Origin of the sequence: Candidatus Tisiphia endosymbiont of Xenochironomus xenolabis, from assembly GCF_964264705.1 — a bacterium.
Taxonomy (GTDB): domain Bacteria; phylum Pseudomonadota; class Alphaproteobacteria; order Rickettsiales; family Rickettsiaceae; genus Tisiphia.
This window is the reverse complement of sequence record NZ_OZ183473.1, coordinates 223,170-242,865: the sequence shown is the minus strand read 5'-3', so window position 1 is coordinate 242,865 and position 19,696 is coordinate 223,170. Positions and strand designations below refer to the sequence as shown.

The window sequence follows — 19,696 nt, the reverse complement described above, 5'->3', positions numbered from 1 at the left end:
TAAAGTACAAATGCCAAAACATAAGGCTTTGGAGATGGTGTAAGGATGGCTGAGTCGGCTGTAGTAGTGATGAAACTCCGTAATGGGAGTGGAGCAAAGGGCTGGCAGAAAGGTAAGAACGTAAGGGGGAAACAATGACCGTACACAGAGACGGAAACTCATGGTTAATAAAACTTGAACGTATAAAGCTGATAGCATTACAACATCAACAAATAAAGTTCAATAATCTTGAACATATTATTGATTTAGAGATGTTATGAGAATAATAAGGTTAATACACCTATCTTGCTTTTCGGGAGCCGTATACGGTAGTTCCGCACGTACGGTTCTGAGGAGGTAAGGTGGTCCCCTTTGTCTAGACAAAAATTTAGATAAATAGAGATATAATTCACAAAAATTAAATTGTTGTTTTTATACAATATTTTTTTCAAAATATACACATTCTGGAGTTTTATAATCCAAAGTTTGATGCATCCTTTGTCTATTATAAAAGTCCATATATTCGTTAATTGCTGTCTTTGCCTCCTTTACTGTTGTTAAAATAATCCGATAAATTTTTTCCTGTTTTAATGATCGCCAAAAACGTTCAATAAAAATATTATCTAAGGCTCGTCCCTTACCATCCATACTAATCAAGATATTATGTAGCTTTAGCATACTAATAAAATTCTCCGAGGTAAATTGTACTCCTTGATCAGTATTAAATATTTTTGGCATACCATATTTTCTATAGCGTCTTCAAGGGCTGTTACACAAAATTCACTTTCCAAACTAATGGAGATTCGCCAACTTAGAATATAACGACTATACCAGTCAATAATAGCTACTAAATATACGAACCCTTGGCTCAGTCTTATATACGTTATATCTGTACTCCAAACCTGGTTTGGCAATACTATTTCTAATCCTTTTAGTAAATAAGGATATATTTTATGTGCCTGATTCCTCTTGCTTAAATTTATTTTAGGATAAACAGCTTCAAGACCCATTATCTTGTAGTAACGTCTAACAGCTTTACGACCTACCGAAAAACCTTGGGCTTGTAAATATTTAGCCATCCGCCGCATACCATAATATGGATGCATAGTATAGGTCTCATCAATTATTGCCATAATCTTGATATCTTGTTCACTAATACCAGTAGGTTGATAGTAATAGGTTGACCTGCTAATATCCAATAACTTACACTGTTGTACAATTGTTAACTTATTATGATTAGGCTCTATCATATTACACCTAACCTTTAATTCCAAACAATGCAGATTTTTTTTTGAGCCAGTCACACTCAACGCTTAACTGACCAATTTTCTCATATAGATTCTTGATTAACCCCTGCTGATTTGGGTCAGCACTCTGTGTTTTATTCTTAAAACCTTGTACTAACAACTCAAGACCTTGTTTTTTCCAGTTACTTATCTGTGTTGCATGAACACCATACTTACTGGTTATCTGGGCTATTGTTAGCTCTCCCTTAATTGCTTCTATGACAATTTTGCCTTTCTCCTCAGCACTATATTGCCTTACTTGTTTTTTCATCTCTAGCTCTCCTTGTTTGCTAAAGAATTCTATCTCATTTTTCTTATTTTTCTGTCCAAAATATTGGAACCATTATAATCATTACAAAGGCAAAATATTATCCAAACTTTTCAAGCTTAGAGCAAATATTATTACTACAATTCTATCACTTTCCTTTCTAAACTTAAGCTAATATTAGATTATAACCCCAACAAATATTTAATCTTTAGTTGTGACTTTTAAATCGCCCTGATTCCTACCTCCTTTTTTAGCACTTGCAAGGCTAGTAATACCTTTATTGCGAGCAAAGCTATGGATACTATGTATATGGCTTATTGAGAAACATGTAATTTTAGCTATTAGATGGGCAGACATTTTCTCGCTTACCCTTAGGTATAAAGCTTGGTAACGCCTGAATTCATCTTTGCTATTACTATTATTCATCAGAACTCTTACTTCTTCTGGATTTATTTCTAGTTTTTGATATCCTCTTGCTATTGTTGTACACTCTCATTTGTTAGAGTTTTTTTATATCATATATACTGCTCTATTGATAGTGATTTAGTATTAGTATAATAAAAATTTAATATTTTTCTCCTCTTATCCTAGTTCTATTTTTCTTATTAATTCAATCTACAACTGTAGTACTAGGTAAGTATATTGTTCAGCGTTGATTTTGATTTTCTATAGCTTTAGCTTTATTTCTTACTGTTGTTATTTTTTGCACCCTTTTATCATCAGCATCCATAATAATATGCTTTATGGTATGCTTAATTGTTATACCTTTGAAATCAATCTCTTTAAGGTCAATCTCAGGAAATAATTTTTGTTTTTGTTCTTGTTTTTTTGTTGTAATCTTAGCAATATCGCTTTTTGGAAATACTGTTTCATCAAAATTTTGGGGATCAATTTTCTTAAGAGTAGTTAATTGTTTATCTGTGATATTCTTAATATCTACAGTCTTATTATCATTAAAAACACCCAATCTATTTGCAGCTTCGTTAATGTTACCAGTTGCTAGGAGCTTTGATATTCTCTCTTTAAGAATGCTGTTAGTGACTTGATGAGCAACAAGTTTCTCATTAATCTCCATACTTCCTGTCTTTAACTCCTCTGCCGCAAATTCATTGCTTTTTCTTTCATGAGCTACCATTACTTTTACAGCAATTTTATCTAATGTTTTCTTATCAATAGTAAAAATTTTATCCTTTCCTTCATTTTTGCCACTAAATGCGATATTATCAGCTATATATTGTGTAATTTTCTGGCGATTAACATTTAAGTATTGCGAATCCAAACTTGATAACGATGAATGTAGTATAGAAAAAATTTTATCTTTTTCTTTTGGTTTTAATGATACTCTTAGTTTTCCTTCTTTCTGTGTTACACTGTTAATAACGTCTACTAATATATCTGTAGCAAAAGATTTACTATCTCTTGAGCTATTCCCCTCTTTAGTAAGCTCATCAAACCGTGCTTTACTTGTAACTTTACTCTGAGCTATTTCTGTCAATCTTTCTTTAGGAAACATAATTTCATCAAATAGTTTTGGATTAAACTTCCTGATGTCTACTATTTTTTCTGTTGTATGTTCAGATGGTTCACTGGATTTTATTTTTTTACCAGTTCAGACTCTGGATTAAAGATTGTTGTTAAAAACTGCGATAACTTCTCTGCTATCTGCGAATCTTTCAGCTGATGATTATAAATCCCTTCATTAATCTTCTTAGCAACAAATTTATCATTTTTAGCACCGTCAAGTCTTTTTATGTCATCTGCATATTTAGTTAATATTTTATCACTAACAGTAATGTTATTACTAAATAAGCTCTTACTCGCATCTTTTTTAATATTTTTTGCAATAGTTTTGGCAATAGCTTGTTCTTCAGTTTTTAAATAGTCGACGTCAAGTTGTGATAATTTATCAGATAATTTCTCAATAATTTTGTTTCGTTGTGAATAGTCTAATTTTCGTTTTCCTCCTTCTTCAACTAGTTTAATAGCTTTATGTATTATCTGCGTACTTAATACCATCTCTTTAACATTATCTGAAACCCCTAGTCCTGTAGATTTCTCTACCTCTATACTATTATTGACCTGGACTTCTCTTGCAAGCTTAAATTCTTTTTCAAAATTCGTTGGTGCTATATCTCTAAACCATTGCCATTGTTCTCCTGTAATGTTGGCGGCTTGTTCTGCAGTTAATTGTATCTTACCATCTTGCAGCGATGGTTCTGTACCTAAAATAATTCTCATCTCATTAACTGTAACTGCATTATTTTCTATAAAGTTTGATAATGTTTCTGCTAACTCAGTATTAACATTAGTCATTTCTGGATTAATTTCTATAGGAAATTGTTCTTTACTAGCAGTTGATTTTTCTACAACAGCCTCTTCTACTACTTCAGCTACTTTTGACAATATTTCTTGTTGCTCACTAAATTGCTTATTAATATTATCAGCAGAGATGTTTGTAACTTCTTGCGGTACTTGCTCTGTTATATCTTGTCGTTGTACTCGTTGTGTTAAGTCTTGCTGTTCTTGTTGTACTATATTTTGCGATAGAATATTTTTTTCTGGCTGCTGAATATCCTCATCCATAGAAACATATCCTTCGTCTTCCAACTGTTGGCGTTGCTCCATCTCAAAACTGTGCTGTTGAACTTTTTCAGTCTCTACATTTATAGATTTAACTTCATCTGGTATTTCTTGAAACAAATTTCTATTAAATCCTACTGGGTTAACTCTTATTAACCCCTTGAGTTGCTCGACAGTAACATGTTCAACTTGTTTGTCAGTTAAGCTTAGCGATTTTGCATTACCAGTAATTTTATTCTCTTCAGATACCCCCAGTACTTTATTTACATAATCAAGAGAAATCTGGTTCTCTTGTATAAATGTTGATAATCTCAGAGCCAACTCATCTTTCTTTGCATTAAGCAAAGGATTAATTTTTTCTTCAATAAATTGGTTATTTCGTTCAGCATATTTTTCAGTTATTTTCTGAGCTATTTTTTTAACTTTATCACTAGCAATGTGAAATTCCTTTCTTAATTCAGAGATAGCCGTTTTACCTTGTGTTATCTCATGGGTAATATTTGTTATAATAGCTGTTTTATTCTTCTGCAGAAATTGTGGATCAAATTTATCTAGTACCTGAGATAAATTCTTCTTAATTTTCTTTGCAGTTGTATCAGAAATCTTTAACTTTAATTGTTTTATAGATTCATCTATTGTACTACTTACCATTTCTTTAGCTGCTTGCCAGTCTTTTGTTTTTTGCTCACCAATATCCAAAGCAACTTTTTGCGAGTTATCCTGTTGAGGCATAGATTTTTGGGAAACGAGCTGTCTACCCTTCTCCGAAGAAGTGTTCTTAGCTTTTTCATTCTCAGTCTCTAATTCCTTGATAAAAGCATCAACCGATTTAATAGCTGCACTTGAAATCTCCTCTTGGTCAAGTTGAGAGAGTTTGTCATCCCTATCTATCAATTGACCATTTTTTACTTTTAAGGATGTATTTCCTTGCCGAACAAAATTTTCAAACTGCTGTAGTTTTTCAGCAGGAAAGTTTCGTTTATCCTGGTTAAGAATTTCCATAGTTCTAGCAACAACTTTATCTGCATATTCAACCTTGCTAAGCTTCTGTCCTTGCAATTTTAGCAAAGCCTCTTTAGTAGCTTCCATAGGAATTTTATATTCCTCTCTACCTAATCCAAAATTTGTTAGTTTACCAGCGAAAGCACTACGCTCTTCAAGTGGCAAAACAAAACCTTTTAAGGCACCTTCAGTCTTTGCAACTTTAAGTTTAAGTTTATCTAATTCTTGATCAGTACTTATAAATTTAGAGCATAATTCTGAATTTAAGGCAATAGTATCAACAAATTGTTGTATTTTGTCATCTGATAGACTTGTACGAAAATTTTCTGCTCCCAAACTTTCTATTACACTCATAGATGCTTCATTAAACTGTAATATCTCGTCAGCGTAAATCTTCACATTAAAAGTTTCTTTATACTTACCTAACCTACCTATCAAAGCATCTATATCTTTAATTTTTTCCGCAGCCACTCGTGATACCTTATTAGGTACAGCCATACTCTCATCATCTGAACCATAAGCTGAATCTAAGCTAACATCATCACCATCTTTTTTAGACATACTATCCTCTTAAGCATATTAAATTTTATTAGTGAGTAAACGTTAAGTATTGGCACTTACGTCCCTCATTAGATATATATGTTGTCTTCAAATTTCAAAGCCACTGTCAACCTATCAACATAATTAAAGATTAAATCACAAAAATATTATTACCTCAAGAATAATCGTACTTTAGGTTCTTATATCTTGAAAATGTGATATAAGATCCTAGGAGGTTACCTGCGATAACTAAAGTAATTCTGTGCTTGTTCGCCCCTTATTTTCAAGCCCAATTCCCCAAATCATTAGAATATAGTTTTTGTTGGAACAGTTTAGAGAAATTCAAGCTATTCTCTTAAAAATTAGCTGACATTTGAAAGTTTAAAATTCGTTAGCACTTCCTAAGTTTTTATAGTATAATGTAGTTAGATGATAGATGTATGCTCTTCTGCTTTGAAGAATTGTTTTCGTAAAACTTTGGGGCATTAGTGTTCTTACTTAGGTTTACTAAGCTGTTCTCGTTCACTCCTTGTTTTATGACATAATTTTTTAAACTATTCGAGTATATTTTTTATTTGAGGTATATCAACAAATTAAGCATTCGTAGCTCAGCTGGATAGAGCGTTGCCCTCCGAAGGCAGAGGTCGTTGGTTCGAATCCAATCGAGTGCACCATTCTTCGATTTTAGTACATTTTACGAACATATCAAATGGTGAACGTAGCTTAAAGTCTAGCTTCCCGTCTTTCAATTCCAGGTTCGCAAATACTAAATTTACCAATTTACGTTTTCCCTCAGTAGTCGAACCTTTGAAAGCTTCTGCTGCTCCGGAAGCCATTTCTACTAAGTTGATCAGGCATTCTGAATATACCGCTCTGCTAGTTGGTAAAACATGGGCGAAACCTTTTGCATCTGTAACGTTAGCAGGAGTTAAAGCAACTTTATTAATCAATCCAGGTTGTTCTCTGAATAATCTAAAAATCTTAGATAACATATTTTATAATACAAACACAATAACTTTTTTAATTATATAGTCTAAATATTAAATAAATTATGATTAGCAAACTAAAAAGTAAAATAAATGAAATATTTTACTTATTATATCATTATTGGTATTAGTGTGTGCAATATTTAGTGTATTATTGAATAATTAGAATTGCTGGGTTAGAGTTTACTTTCTCTATCATTTATTCAAATATTCTATTATTGTTATTATATTAAATAGAAGAGGACGCCACAATGAAAGATATCTGTAAAAAAGTTAAATGTATAGTATACTTGCTTATATATGGGCTGGTCACTTGGATTATCGCAAAAATTATACTTATATCAACATTCCCAGATGATGGGCAATGTCACTGCTCCGAAACTCCAGCCTTACTGCATTATATTTTGGCTTTGATAGTAACTACAGCCCCAGTGATAACTTATATATGTACGAAAAATTGTAAGCTGAAAACAAAATCTGATACTAAAAAATTATGATTGGTAAACTAAAAGGCACAATAGATGCATGTTTTAATGATTATGTCATTATTGATGTTAATGGTGTTGGGTATTTAGTGTATTGTAGTAGTAAAACTCTAAATAAATTAGTGGTTAATGAGTTTTGTCAATTATTTATCGAAACGCATGTAAGAGAAGATCACATTAATCTTTATGGCTTTTTATCACTCGAAGAAAAGTTTGTTTTTAATTTATTACAATCAGTAAACGGTATTGGGACAAGGATGGCTTTAGCTATTTTATCAAATTTATCACCTGAGCAAATTCAATCAGCGATAGCTAGGCGGGATAAAGAAGCTTTTAAAGCCGTTTCCGGTGTTGGACTAAAATTAGCTGAACGAATTATCATAGAGTTAAAGGATAAAGCCTTAACTAACCTTACTACCAATCTTCCCATCGATAAGAATGATAGTGATTTATCTAAGATATCATCTGATGCTACATTAGTTTTAACCTCACTTGGGGTTAATAGAACTGAAGCCCATAATTTGGTACAGGAAATTATTGCAAAGGATCCTGATCTCTCTATTAATGAGCTAATTAAACTCGCACTAAAGGCCCGTAGTTCCAATGTCTAAAAACCCAGTTTCTAAAAATGTTTTATCAGCTGATATATTGCCAAACGATCAAGAGTTCTCTCTACGACCTAGCTATTTAAAAGAATTTGTTGGGCAACAACAGATCAAAGAGAATTTATCTATTTTCATCCAAGCCGCTAAAAATAGGTCAGAACATTTAGACCATACCTTATTTTATGGACCGCCTGGACTTGGTAAAACCACTCTTGCCCAAATTATTTCTAAGGAGATGGGAGTAAATTTTAAATCCACTTCAGGACCTGCTATATCAAAAGCGGCTGATCTAGCTGCTATACTTACCAATTTGCAAGATAATGATGTGTTATTTATTGATGAAATTCACCGTCTTAGCACCAATATTGAAGAAGTATTGTACCAAGCAATGGAAGATTTTGCTCTGGACATAGTTATTGGAGAAGGTCAAGCCGCAAGGTCAGTAAAAATCAATTTACCCAATTTTACTTTAGTTGGAGCAACTACTAGACTAGGTCTATTGAGTAACCCTTTAAGAGATAGATTTGGTATACCACTACGTTTACATTTTTATAATGTGGCTGAATTAAAACTTGTTTTGAGTAGAGCTAGTAAATTGCTGGCAATTAATGTAACCGATGAGGCGTTAGAAGAAATAGCAAAGCGTAGTAGAGGAACTCCAAGAATTGCCCTTAGGCTAATTAGACGGGTGAGAGACTTCGCTTCTGTCGATGATCAGCTAGAAATTGATAGGAATATTGCCAATCTCTCGCTGAATCGATTAGAAGTTGACAAAATAGGTTTAGACAGTAATGATTATAGATATTTAAAGTTTATCGCTGATAATTATGATGGGGGTCCGGTCGGTATAGAAACAATTGCCGCAGCTCTATCAGAACAACGCGATGCTGTTGAAGAAACTATCGAACCCTATCTAATACAAATAGGGTTATTACAACGTACCCCAAGAGGCAGAGTTATTACCAAAAATGCTTTTGACCATCTGGAAGGTTGCCTGCAATAACTGAAATATAGTTGACCCAGAGAAGTGATGATTTGGATTGCTTCGACTACTACGTAGTCTCGCAATGACCTTGGAAGCTAAAATCGTCATTGCGAAGAGGCGAAAGCCGATGAAGCAATCCACTCTTTTATGGATTGCCGCGACTACTACGTAGTCTCGCAATGACCTTGGAAGCTAAAACCGTCATTGCGAAGAGGCAAAAGCCGACGAAGCAATCCACTCTTTTATGGATTGCCGCGACTACTAAGTAGTCTCGCAATGACCTTGGAAGCTAAAATCGTCATTGCGAAGAGGCGAAAGCCGATGAAGCAATCCACTCTTTTATGGATTGCCACGCCACCTACGGTGGCTCGCAATGACGGAATAATGTTAGGCATGGTTAGCTATAAAACCAAACTAAAAGATACTTAAAGAAGAAATATTATATGCAAAAAGCTCTAACTTTTATAATTGCTGCCGCAATTATTTACTCTATTGTACAAATGAAAATGCAATCTCCGCCTGAGGAAAATGCCCCTAAGGTTCAGACAAGTGAAGCTGAAAGTAATAACAATACTAGTACCCCTGAGCAAGCAAATATACCATTAACTGGTAATTTCCTTGAAAAAACTGTTTCAAAAGTTTTGATCAATGCTCTTAAAACAGAAGAAGGTCGACTATTCTTTGAAAATTTACTACAACCAACTAACAAACCTATTGCTGATGGTAAATATACTATAGAGGTTAATAGAGATTTAATTCAGCCAATGTTTAAGATTAACACCTTTGGTAATGGGACTGTCGGTCCAGCGACTTGTGGTCATGTAGTTACATTACATTACCAATTATTGGATATTAACAATAATTTACTTAGCGAAAATACTAAAACCTTTACTCTTGGTTCTAGAGTGATTATGCCAGGAATTGATTCTGTAGTAGTAGGGATGATGGTTGGACAAACCAGACAAGCTATATTTCCTACAAAATATACATCTTCTAACGAAGAAAATAAACCTTATAGGGTTAATATTGTCTTAAATTCAATATTACCTAATAATTTTGTTAATAGTAATGAAGTAAAGATATTTGATGATGAAATAGCTTATAGGATGCCATTATTATGTGGAGATAAAGTAGGAATTGACGCAAAAATTACTAAATTATCGAATGGGCAGGTACTTTATGATTCGGCACAAGAAGGGAAAAAGCTAGATATAAAAATTGGCGATATTAATTACCCATTAATTGTATCATATGCTCTACATGGTAAAGTACCAGTTGGCACTAGAACAGTAATTGCTAAAGGTAAGTTATTTAAAGCCCTTGGTTCTAATATCAATAAAATGCTTAATCAAAGTAAGATTCCTGTGGACGAATATTTAATGCTGGAATTAACGAATTTTCAAACAGATTAATTGGGGAAAAAATGCACGATACTACTTACAATACTAAAAGAGCAACTGTACCAGCTCTCGAACAATTATTATTTGAACCGATAAAAGTACTAGACCATGGTTTCATTAGAGTTATTGATTATATGGGGGATGATAGTAGCATAGTACAAGCAGCACGAGTATCATATGGTAAAGGGACAAAACAACTAAGCCAAGATAAGGGGCTAATTAATTACCTGATGCGTCATAAACATACCACACCATTTGAAATGTGTGATATCAAATTTCATATTAAACTACCTATTTTTGTTGCAAGACAGTGGATACGTCATAGAACTGCTAGTGTTAATGAATATTCAGCTAGATATTCTATATTAGGAAATGAATTTTATTTACCAGAAAAACAGAATCTTGCTGCTCAATCTACAATAAATAAGCAAGGAAGAAGTGATGAAAAAATTCCAGAAAAAATTGCAGATAAAGTATTAGTGCTACTAGAAAAAGATGCTAAAATATGCTATCAGCATTATACTGAAATGATGAATCAGGATGAACATGGCAATATTATTGATGAAAATACCTTAGGTATTACTAGAGAACTGGCAAGAATGAATTTAACTTTGAACTATTATACAGAATGGTATTGGAAAATTAATTTGCATAATTTGTTAAATTTTCTGTTACTCCGAGCCGATTCTCATGCCCAATATGAAATCAGAGTATATGCAGAAAAAATGCTAGAAATAGTACAAGCTTGGGTACCTTTTACGTATGATGCCTTTAAGGAATATAGGCTAGAGGGTAATAATATTTCTAAAAAAGGACTGGCTGTCGTAAAAAGACTAATTAATAAAGAAGATGTCACGCTAGAGTCTAGTGGTATGACCAAAAGAGAATGGGATGAATTAATGCAAGTTATAAAATAAGTTAAGATACAATGGACTGAAAAAACTATAAGACTTATAATTATTTCCTTGATAAATACTGGGCTAGTTCTGGAGCAAATAGAACTGTGCATGTACCTAATGCTAATGAAATATGGAGTGGAGATATTACGGGACTGTTGAAAGAAGAGATAGGTATGGTATAATGGGATCGTTGAAAGATAAAAATTCTTCTCTTTCATATTATTTTTCTTGATGGCACATAGATGAATTCCCCTACCAGCACAATCCAGATTGAATATCTACACTATATACTCAAATGATTTGAAGAATTGGCTCCGCAAAACTTCGGGGTATTCGCGTGCTCACGTAGATTTACTACGCTCCGCTCGCTCACCCCTTGTTTTACGTTCCAATTCTCCAAATCATTTGAGTATACCAAAATTTATTGCCACCTTTGCAGCCAATCCTATCTTGTTTATCATATGCAATTTTCGGCAGAGATTCTAATTTGTTCAATTTTTTAATCATTTTATCATGAATTTCAAGACAAACATTGATAAAAAGCAAACTAGCAATATAATAATATATCTTGGAATTATGCCAAAAATGTCATCATTTTCGATTCGAAAAAAACAAAAGGATAATTATGATAGAAAATATTGAACTATTAAAAGAGTTTGTAGTTAAATGTTTAGAAGAAAAAAAAGCAGAAGATATACTGGTAATAGATATAAAACAAAAAACCACATTAGCTGAATATATTATTTTTGCAAGCGGACGTTCCACTAAAAATGTTGGAGCAATTGCTGAATATTTATCTTTAGAGTTAAAGAATCAAGCTAATGTCAATACTAATATTGAAGGACTTGCACAGTCTGAATGGGTATTAATAGATGCTGGAAATATATTAGTTAATATTTTCTACCCAGAAACTAGAGAACATTTTAAGTTGGAAGAAATGTGGAGAAAAAAAATAAATTAAAAATATTAGATTTTTTACTGAAAACTATTTAGTGTAGTTAAAAAATAATGTATAAATATTTCTAAAGAAAAGGTGTAAATGGAAGAACATATTCTTATCAATATTATAATTTTAATAGGAACTGCTGTATTTGTTGTAGCAATACTGAAACGTCTTAACCTCAGCCCTGTTTTGGGATATTTAATTGCCGGAGCGGTAATTGGTGATAATGGATTCAGGATCGTAACCTATGATCAGACAAAATTCTTAGGAGAATTAGGAGTAGTTTTTTTGCTTTTTGCTATAGGTTTGGAATTATCTTTTGAAAGATTAAAGGTAATGAGGAGGTATGTATTTGGTCTTGGCTCACTGCAAGTATTAACAACTGCTATAATAATTGCTGCCGCTGTTGCTCTAATTAGCGGTAATAGTGGTGCTGCAATTATTATTGGGGGTGGTCTTGCTTTATCCTCGACGGCACTTGTCATGCAAGTGATTGAAGAAAGCCGTAGCCAGGCGACTCAACTCGGGCGTATATCCCTAGCCATTTTGTTATTACAAGACCTCGCAGTTGTACCACTGCTAGTTATTGTACCGCTATTTGCTAGCGATAGTAAAATTTCTTTAGTATCAGCTCTAGGGATAGCTTTGCTTAAGGCTATCATTGCTCTACTTGCTATATTTGTTGCAGGTAGGGTATTGCTAAGACCTTTATTTGGGTTCATTTCATCGGATAATGGTGATATAAATGAGCTGCCAATTTCCATGACTTTATTGGTAGTTTTGTCAGCTGCTTGGGCAACAGAATATTTTGGTCTATCACTTGCTTTAGGAGCTTTTGTTGCAGGTGTTCTGGTTGCAGAAACAGAATTTCGATTGCAAGCTGAGGAGAGTATATATCCTTTCAAAAGCTTATTGTTAGGACTATTTTTTATGAGCGTTGGTATGAATATCGACGCACAAGAAATATATGCTCAAATATCAACTATCCTAACTTGTACTGTTGCCTTGATCATGGTAAAAACATTAATTATCACCGCCTTTTGTATCTTATTTGGTTTTAATCGGGGAGTGGCATTGCACGCCGGTTTATTGTTGTCACAAGGTGGGGAGTTTGCTTTTATCTTGTTTGGTCTTGGTAAAGAAACTGGGGTTATTGAAGAGAGTACGGCCAATGTGCTTTTATTAGTGGTGACATGTACTATGGCACTAACTCCACTACTGGCAATTTTAGGCAGGAAACTTGCTGAGAAACTTGATAAGCAGCTTGGAAAAACTCCAATACAAATTATAGAACTTGGGGCAAGAGATTTAACAAACCATATAATAATTGCTGGTTTTGGTAGCGTTGGTAAGATGGTAGCATCAGTGCTAGAAGCTGAAGGGATCAATTATATAGCATTAGATGTTAATGACGAAATTGTCAAAGAAGAAACAGCTAATGGATTTCCAGTTTTTAGGGGAGATGTATCACAAATTGATACGTTAAAAGCCGTAGGAGCAGAAAGGATTTTAGCTCTAGTGCTTACAATGAATAATAAGGTTACTATCAAAAAATCTCTTCGAACAATCTCAAGTAATTTTCCAGATATTGAGGTTATTGTAAGATTAAAAAATTTACAAAATGCTAGAGAATTTTATGACGCTGGAGCAACCACAATCATACCAGAAAATTATGAGACTGGGTTACAGCTTGGTGGAACTATTCTAAAATTTATTGGTTTGAGTGAATATGAAATAAATCGTATCAAAGGGCAATTTAGGTCAGGTAATTATGTAACAGCTAAGCGAGATGATGCATTGAATGAATTAGAAGAAAATGATTCAGAGAAATACTAGGTGTGTTACTCATGGCGGTCAAATTACATTTATACTCTTCTGCTTTGAAGAATTGGCTCCGTAAAACTTCGGGGTATTCGCGTACTCACGTAGGTTTACTACGCTCTGCTCGCTCACCCCTTGTTTTACGTTCCAATTCTTCAAATCATTTGAGTATACTATTACAACAAAAACTATATATGGGGCTATATATTTCGATTGTACTTATCTTGACCACTATACCTTTACTAACAAAAGCAGATAATCAGAGGTTGCCTATACCAAGATTTGCCTCGATAAAGGCTAACGAGGTAAATGCTAGAGTTGGTCCTACGATAAAAGCCCCTATAGAATGGGTATTTATAAAAAAAGGGGAACCGATAGAAATTATTGCAGAATATGAACAATGGAGGCAAATTCGTGATATTAAAGGAGAAGGAGGTTGGGTACATTTGAGTGTATTATCCGGTAAAAGGTCGGTGATTGTAGTAAGTCCAGAATTAGTATCTCTTACTAGAGTACCTAACGATCAAAATAAAATTGTTGCAAGAATAAGTAATTATGTCCGTTGCTTACTTAAAAAATGCAAAAAAGATTATTGCCAAGTATGTTGTAAAAATTATACTGGATGGCTACCTAAAACAGTATTGTGGGGAGTTTATAAAGATGAGTGTTAAAAGTAAGCAATAATGTTTTAGGATACTGCCTGCAATAACTAGGTTGTAAACAAAATTTTAAGTTTATCTTTTATGTGTTGTTATAAATTTTTATTTGTTATAATATTAAACTTATAGTAACTTAATATTATGAAATTTTTAAATTATGTTATGGAGGTTAGGATGAGTACAAATCAAATGGAACAAAATAAAGTTCTTTGTCTTTCAGGTGGTGGAGTAAAAGGAATAGCTGAGTTAGTCGTGCTACAGAAAATAGAAGAAATAACCCAGCAAACCCATATCTAAATTATTTAATATTATTTCTGGCACTAGCGTTGGTGGATTAATTGCAGCATTGTTAACAATTCCTAAGGAAGAAGGATCAACAGAACCTCGTTATTCAGCCAAAGAAGCTTTAGAATTATTTGAAAACACTGCTCCTGAAATCTTTCCTAAAAATTGGTTTAATTGGGGAATAATAAAACACAAATATAGCCAAAAACCTTTGGAAGAAATATTAGAAAAACATTTAGGGGATAACAGGTTGGATGATAGTCTGTGTCGTCTTATTATACCAGTTGCTGATTTGAATGAGGGAAGAGATAGTATAAAAATCTTTGATAGCGAAGATAAACATAGTATACATATTAGAACAAAGGATGTACTTCTTGCAACTACAGCAGCACCGACCTATTTTAAAGCGGTTGTTAATAAGGAAGCTGTAATGGATTATGATTATGCTGCCGGCAAGCCTTATGCTTTTGCGGATGGTGGTCTTGGGGCTAATCGCCCAGCTGCTATAGTACTACAGGTGCTTAAAGAAGGTCATACCTATCATGAACAAGCAGACATTATGGAGCGTACCACAGTTTGTTCTATCAATTTTGGTGTAGATAAACAAATAAAAGCCCAAATACCGTCAGCTAATTTTGATGGGGTATTAGGATGGTTGCTTAACGGCTTAGTTGATATAATTATGAAAAATGATGAAGAAGGTGATGCAACTGAGGTTAGGTTAGATCTAACAGGTGAAGGACAAAATACAGAAATAGTGTTGCCTATTACCAAAGAATGTAAAAATTTAGATGATTCTAGTAAAAGTAATATAGCAAAATTAAAGATAATCGCTGAACAATATCTAGCAAATAATTCCAAGTTGGTACAGGATTTATGTGATAGATTAATGGCTAGTTACCAGGATAATCTTGAGGAATCTAAACTCTTAAACACAAACTCAAATGCAATGCTAGGTGATGAGAATAATGATGAAGGATATGAAAGTAATAACAACTTAAACTTTGATATAGAAGAGACTATTGTAGAACCTAAAGTTTCAGTAACGGTAAGTGCTAAGTTAGAACCTGGTAATACCTTAGCTAACCGGGATACAGAGTCTACAATTAACGCAGCAACGCTACAAAAAGCTATTCAGTGGATTAAACATAACCATGAAAATACATCAGAATATTTACAATATTTAGAGTATTTAGAGAATGTTAAGTATCCTACTGTAGAGTTAGATATTGCTGAGATTGAATCATTACCTGAAGAAGTACAAGAGATTATTCAGTGGATCGTAAGTTTAGATGCAGAGAGTCGTTCAGGTGTGTTACAAAATATTAAGTCATTAATTTCTGACTCTTATGAGGGTATCTATACTACCTCTTGTGATCAGGAAATGATGGAACTTGAAGGATTAGAGCCTCAGTACGAACAGGTCTTAGTCGACTGTGTCTCATAAAAAACTAGGTGAACATTTATCTTTAGTAGATTTACCTAGGTTCTGTTGACAAAATTTTATGTTAAGTTATCAGAGGAGAATAAAGAAGTTGCAATAGTAAGAAGAAATGGTAGTTTCTAGTTATCGAAACCAAGAAACTACCAATATGAAGTATTACATAGAAGACCAAGCATGGGAAGCAATTTTATCATTTTTTAAGAAAAAAAAAGCTATACACAACAAGAATGAGGAAAAAATAAGACAGTTTATTGAAGCAATATGATTTATTGCTAGAACAGGTTGTCAATGGCGTCTTCTGCCTGATTATTATGGTTGTGGTACAGTGTTTATCGCAGATTTAAGAGATGGGTTAACAAAGGCATATGGGAAGCTTTAATGGCTCATGTTAGAATAGATACGGATATGGAATGATGATTGATGCAACTATTGTAAGAGTACATGCTTGCTCATCTGGATATATTAAAGGTAATCAAGAGGAAGCAGCTTTAGGTAGAAGCAAAGGTGGTTTTAGTACTAAAATTCATGCTCTCGTTGATGCATTGGGTAACCCACTGAAGTTTATACTAACTGCTGGGCAAAGAAGTGATATCACTCAGGCTGAAAATCTTACTAAAGAAGATGTTCAGAATACGACAGTGATAGGAGATAAAGGATATGATAGTAGTACGTTTGTAGAAGCAAATAAGGGATGTGAGGTTGTTATACCACCAAAATCTAATCGTAAAGTACAACGTGAATATGATAGACATATTTATAAAGAACTGTACTTAATTGAATGGTTCTTTGGTAAAATCAAACATTTTAGGCGTATATTTTCTAGGTTTGATAAAGCCCCAACCACCTTTTTAGCTTTTTTAAATTTCGTTGGAGCTTTAATATGGTTACGTTAAAAATTTTGTCAACAGAACCTAGTCATGTATCAAGATTATTATCCTGAATCACATCCCATAGTAAATTCTGAAACCATTTATCGTCCGTAAATACCTCAGGTTTAGTAATTAACAGATAATTATAATCTTCTCTACTCCACACAGCTTCAAAGGGTCCCACCTCTTTGTTTCTATATGCAACATAAACTTCTTTATCACCTATCTTTAAAAGATAATGCTCAAATTTTTGAGTAATGTCTGGCTCTGGGGGATATTTTATACTATGATTTTCAGAACTAGACCATACCACAACTCTAATATTTACATCTCTATCATTTTGGTATGAATATATAAATTCTACCCTACCTGTTTTTTCCATTTCTGAAGTTTTAAAATAGTAAAAAACTGTATCAAGGTTATATTTATAACTGTCAGGTATGCTAATTTTTAATTTATCTATAAAATCAGGCAAATTAGGATATGAAAAAGCTTTCTGATACTTTAGTTCTTTACTTGAAGAGGATTTCCAAAAACTAAATGGTACATTAACTATATTTACACTACCTGAATATGCATAGCTTAATTCTGCATAAGTTTTACCAAGTAACTGACTTTGTGCTTTTAAATCAGCTGGCTTTAAATATCTTATGAGTTCCTGTAAATCAACATTTACTTCTTTACCAGCACTGTCTTTAATACAAACCTCAGTTGTAGTTCTATTTTGTATAATTGATAATGCTTGTTCATTTCTATAGTTTTTTCCTATCCAACCTACTTTGCTATTAATTACAAAATGTAAAGGTTTTGGAATTAATGTATGGTCAAATTTTATATTATTAGCCCAAAGAGATGGACAATCATAAGCAGGAGGAGCCCAGTCATAATTAAACTGTTTCACTTCAATAGTACTTTTTGTTAATTTATCATGTAACTTAATTTTATAAGAACTTCTTGGATAATCTAAACGTATGCTTTCTTCTCTAAAACTGTCTTCTGTAATTTGATACCTATCAGGCAAATTATTAAAATAATAAACTATAAAATTTGCTTTTTGTAGTGCAAGTTTTATATGATTAGATACACTGCTTACATCAAAACTGCTAAAATAATTTTTATACTTCATAAAATGTTCTTAGTTATCAATTGCTGCTCCTATAAAAAATATAACATTTATTTTTTGATTAAGGTATAATTTTTTTGAGTATTTACAATTTTTCCTTCAAAGGGGTAAATAGTTGATTACAATTTACAGTCATGCATTTTTGTTTTTCGCACGTTCCGTTACTTTGATCCAACTATACTGAGCAGTAAGAAACCCATGTGGTTTTTATTTCAGAGTAATTGCTAAGAGCTTCTAAAGATCTATCTCTTCCTATTCCTGATTGTCTAAACCCACCAAAAGGATTTATAATATTTCCATCTGTTATTTTATTTATAGATAAATTACCTACCCTGATATCTTGTCCTAAAAGCAAAGTCCTACCTAGATCGTTAGAAAAAATAGAAGCAGAAAGACCGTACTTTGAATCATTAATTTTGTTTATGATATTCGGTAAATCCTTAGGGTGCGTCGTCACGAGATTTGAGCCCACATTAGTAAAGCCCTTAAACAAAGACCCGCCATGTATGATTTTGTATTTTTAGCATATCTTGTTGCTATACCACGCCATTCTTTAAATTTTTGAAATGTATTTTCAATAATGTGCCTTAGCTTATATAGATATTTATCTATCTCTCTTTGAATCTTCCTGTTTCTTTTTGATGGTATTACAGGAATTATGTTTGCATTCACAGCCGATTCTATTATGGCGTTTGTATCGTAAGCTTTATCAGCCATAAGATGTTGTGCCTCCATATTCTGGATTAACTCACAAGCTTGAGTACAATCATTTCTGGAACCTTCTGTAACAATAATTCTGACCGGCATACCATACGCATCCACGGCCATATGTACCTTTGTGTTGAGCCCCCTTTTGTGCGACTAACCGTTTGATTCCCGCCTTTCGCTCCAAGTCCTGCTTTGTGAGTTTTTACAAATGTAGAATCTATCATTAACCATTCAAAATCAGGAGCATTTATAAAAATATTTAGCAAATTCTCCCATATCCCATTATCACGCCATCTACAGAATCTTCTGTGTACATTCTTCCAATTGCCATAATCAGGAGGCAAATCTCTCCATGGAGCTCCCGTTCTAAATATCCACATCACTGCATTTATAAAAGTTCTATTGTCTCTTGCAATACCTCCCCAACAACCTTTCTGACCAGGTAAATTACTTTCTATCTTATTCCAAAGCTCATCGCTTATATCATGTCTTCTATGTGCTAAACTCATTGCTTCTTATCGCCTATTTTTATTACTACAATTATAATAACAAATCACATAAAATTATGCAATCACAATCTCGTGACGACATATCCTAGGTTCTCTGATAAATTATTTATTAATATAGCTGATCGCGAGGGTGATTTTTATGAATTATTGCAGGAATACGATAAGGAAAAAAGCAAAGCACATATCATTGTTCGTGCTAAAAGTAATAGAGTTTTAGATTGCGGCGATGAGGAATCAGAAAAAAACTATGGGAAAAATTAATGGCTCAAGCAGTTGTGGGGCAAATTAAATTATATTTTAAGACGCTGAAAAGTGGTTGC

General features: G+C 33.2%; 18 protein-coding genes, 1 tRNA gene and 2 pseudogenes. 14 read left to right on the top strand and 7 right to left on the bottom strand.

The features are described from left to right. Nucleotides 1-134: 134 nt before the first annotated feature. Nucleotides 135-260: a hypothetical protein gene (locus tag ACFELY_RS01225; protein WP_375330391.1), complete on the top strand. Its 126-nt coding sequence runs from the start codon at nt 135-137 to the stop codon at nt 258-260. Between the two features lie 151 nt (nt 261-411). On the opposite strand, the pseudogene ACFELY_RS01220 reads toward ACFELY_RS01225, so the two are convergent. The 4 genes and pseudogenes from ACFELY_RS01220 to ACFELY_RS01205 all read right to left on the bottom strand — a co-directional run bounded on the left by ACFELY_RS01220 (nt 412) and on the right by ACFELY_RS01205 (nt 5,676). After that, nucleotides 412-1,536 (bottom strand): annotated as a pseudogene (locus tag ACFELY_RS01220) (IS3 family transposase). A 198-nt stretch (nt 1,537-1,734) separates the two neighbouring features. Next, on the bottom strand, nt 1,735-1,959 hold the full coding sequence (locus tag ACFELY_RS01215) for a hypothetical protein (protein ID WP_375333412.1): 225 nt from the start codon (nt 1,957-1,959) through the stop codon (nt 1,735-1,737). Nucleotides 1,960-2,179: 220 nt separating this feature from the next. Continuing rightward, nucleotides 2,180-3,046 carry a hypothetical protein gene (locus tag ACFELY_RS01210; protein ID WP_375333411.1) on the bottom strand — a complete coding sequence of 289 codons (867 nt, stop codon included), beginning with the start codon at nt 3,044-3,046 and terminating at the stop codon, nt 2,180-2,182. An 80-nt stretch (nt 3,047-3,126) separates the two neighbouring features. Next, nucleotides 3,127-5,676 (bottom strand): hypothetical protein, encoded by a 2,550-nt coding sequence (locus tag ACFELY_RS01205; protein ID WP_375333410.1) that lies wholly within the window; start codon nt 5,674-5,676, stop codon nt 3,127-3,129. 576 nt (nt 5,677-6,252) lie between these two features. Here ACFELY_RS01205 and ACFELY_RS01200 point away from each other — a divergent pair. From ACFELY_RS01200 to ACFELY_RS01145, 12 genes and pseudogenes are all read left to right on the top strand, one after another. Next, a tRNA-Arg gene (locus ACFELY_RS01200) sits at nt 6,253-6,329 on the top strand. A 563-nt stretch (nt 6,330-6,892) separates the two neighbouring features. Then, entirely contained in the window at nt 6,893-7,138 is a 246-nt protein-coding gene (locus ACFELY_RS01195; protein WP_094648797.1) for a hypothetical protein, read from the top strand. After that, nucleotides 7,135-7,737, top strand: coding sequence for a Holliday junction branch migration protein RuvA (gene ruvA / locus ACFELY_RS01190; RefSeq protein ID WP_250311340.1), 603 nt, complete (start codon nt 7,135-7,137; stop codon nt 7,735-7,737). The genes ACFELY_RS01195 and ruvA overlap by 4 nt, the downstream gene beginning before the upstream one ends. Beyond that, a complete protein-coding gene (gene ruvB, locus ACFELY_RS01185; RefSeq protein WP_375333409.1) occupies nt 7,730-8,734 on the top strand; it encodes a Holliday junction branch migration DNA helicase RuvB in 1,005 nt (334 codons plus the stop codon). The genes ruvA and ruvB overlap by 8 nt, the downstream gene beginning before the upstream one ends. Before the next feature lie 425 nt (nt 8,735-9,159). Then, nucleotides 9,160-10,128, top strand: a complete 969-nt coding sequence (locus ACFELY_RS01180; RefSeq protein WP_375333408.1) for an FKBP-type peptidyl-prolyl cis-trans isomerase — start codon at nt 9,160-9,162, stop codon at nt 10,126-10,128. A gap of 11 nt (nt 10,129-10,139) precedes the next feature. After that, on the top strand, nt 10,140-11,033 hold the full coding sequence (gene thyX / locus ACFELY_RS01175) for an FAD-dependent thymidylate synthase (RefSeq protein WP_375333407.1): 894 nt from the start codon (nt 10,140-10,142) through the stop codon (nt 11,031-11,033). 607 nt (nt 11,034-11,640) lie between these two features. Continuing rightward, nucleotides 11,641-11,976, top strand: a complete 336-nt coding sequence (rsfS, locus tag ACFELY_RS01170) for a ribosome silencing factor (protein WP_341758898.1) — start codon at nt 11,641-11,643, stop codon at nt 11,974-11,976. Nucleotides 11,977-12,054: 78 nt separating this feature from the next. Beyond that, nucleotides 12,055-13,794 (top strand): cation:proton antiporter, encoded by a 1,740-nt coding sequence (locus ACFELY_RS01165; RefSeq protein ID WP_375333406.1) that lies wholly within the window; start codon nt 12,055-12,057, stop codon nt 13,792-13,794. Nucleotides 13,795-13,973: 179 nt separating this feature from the next. Further along, a complete protein-coding gene (locus ACFELY_RS01160) occupies nt 13,974-14,450 on the top strand; it encodes an SH3 domain-containing protein (RefSeq protein WP_375330499.1) in 477 nt (158 codons plus the stop codon). A gap of 129 nt (nt 14,451-14,579) precedes the next feature. Next, nucleotides 14,580-14,735: a hypothetical protein gene (locus ACFELY_RS01155; RefSeq protein WP_375333405.1), complete on the top strand. Its 156-nt coding sequence runs from the start codon at nt 14,580-14,582 to the stop codon at nt 14,733-14,735. Beyond that, nucleotides 14,728-16,170, top strand: a complete 1,443-nt coding sequence (locus ACFELY_RS01150) for a patatin-like phospholipase family protein (RefSeq protein WP_375334095.1) — start codon at nt 14,728-14,730, stop codon at nt 16,168-16,170. Before ACFELY_RS01155 ends, ACFELY_RS01150 begins: the two co-directional genes overlap by 8 nt. Before the next feature lie 145 nt (nt 16,171-16,315). Further along, a pseudogene (locus ACFELY_RS01145) lies at nt 16,316-17,060 on the top strand (IS5 family transposase). Between the two features lie 22 nt (nt 17,061-17,082). On the opposite strand, the gene ACFELY_RS01140 reads toward ACFELY_RS01145, so the two are convergent. The 3 genes from ACFELY_RS01140 to ACFELY_RS01130 all read right to left on the bottom strand — a co-directional run bounded on the left by ACFELY_RS01140 (nt 17,083) and on the right by ACFELY_RS01130 (nt 19,376). After that, nucleotides 17,083-18,162 (bottom strand): hypothetical protein, encoded by a 1,080-nt coding sequence (locus ACFELY_RS01140; RefSeq protein WP_375333404.1) that lies wholly within the window; start codon nt 18,160-18,162, stop codon nt 17,083-17,085. 172 nt (nt 18,163-18,334) lie between these two features. After that, complete coding sequence (locus tag ACFELY_RS01135) at nt 18,335-18,616, bottom strand: aldehyde dehydrogenase family protein (protein ID WP_375333403.1); 282 nt, start codon at nt 18,614-18,616, stop codon at nt 18,335-18,337. Further along, a protein-coding gene (locus ACFELY_RS01130; protein ID WP_375329687.1) for an IS5 family transposase occupies nt 18,613-19,376 on the bottom strand; the annotation gives its coding sequence in 2 pieces (ribosomal slippage) (nt 18,613-19,019 and nt 19,019-19,376; 765 coding nt in all). Before ACFELY_RS01130 ends, ACFELY_RS01135 begins: the two co-directional genes overlap by 4 nt. Nucleotides 19,377-19,448: 72 nt before the next feature. Between ACFELY_RS01130 and ACFELY_RS01125 the strand changes: the two genes are divergently transcribed. Then, nucleotides 19,449-19,637: a hypothetical protein gene (locus ACFELY_RS01125; RefSeq protein ID WP_341758892.1), complete on the top strand. Its 189-nt coding sequence runs from the start codon at nt 19,449-19,451 to the stop codon at nt 19,635-19,637. The last annotated feature ends 59 nt before the right edge of the window (nt 19,638-19,696 follow it).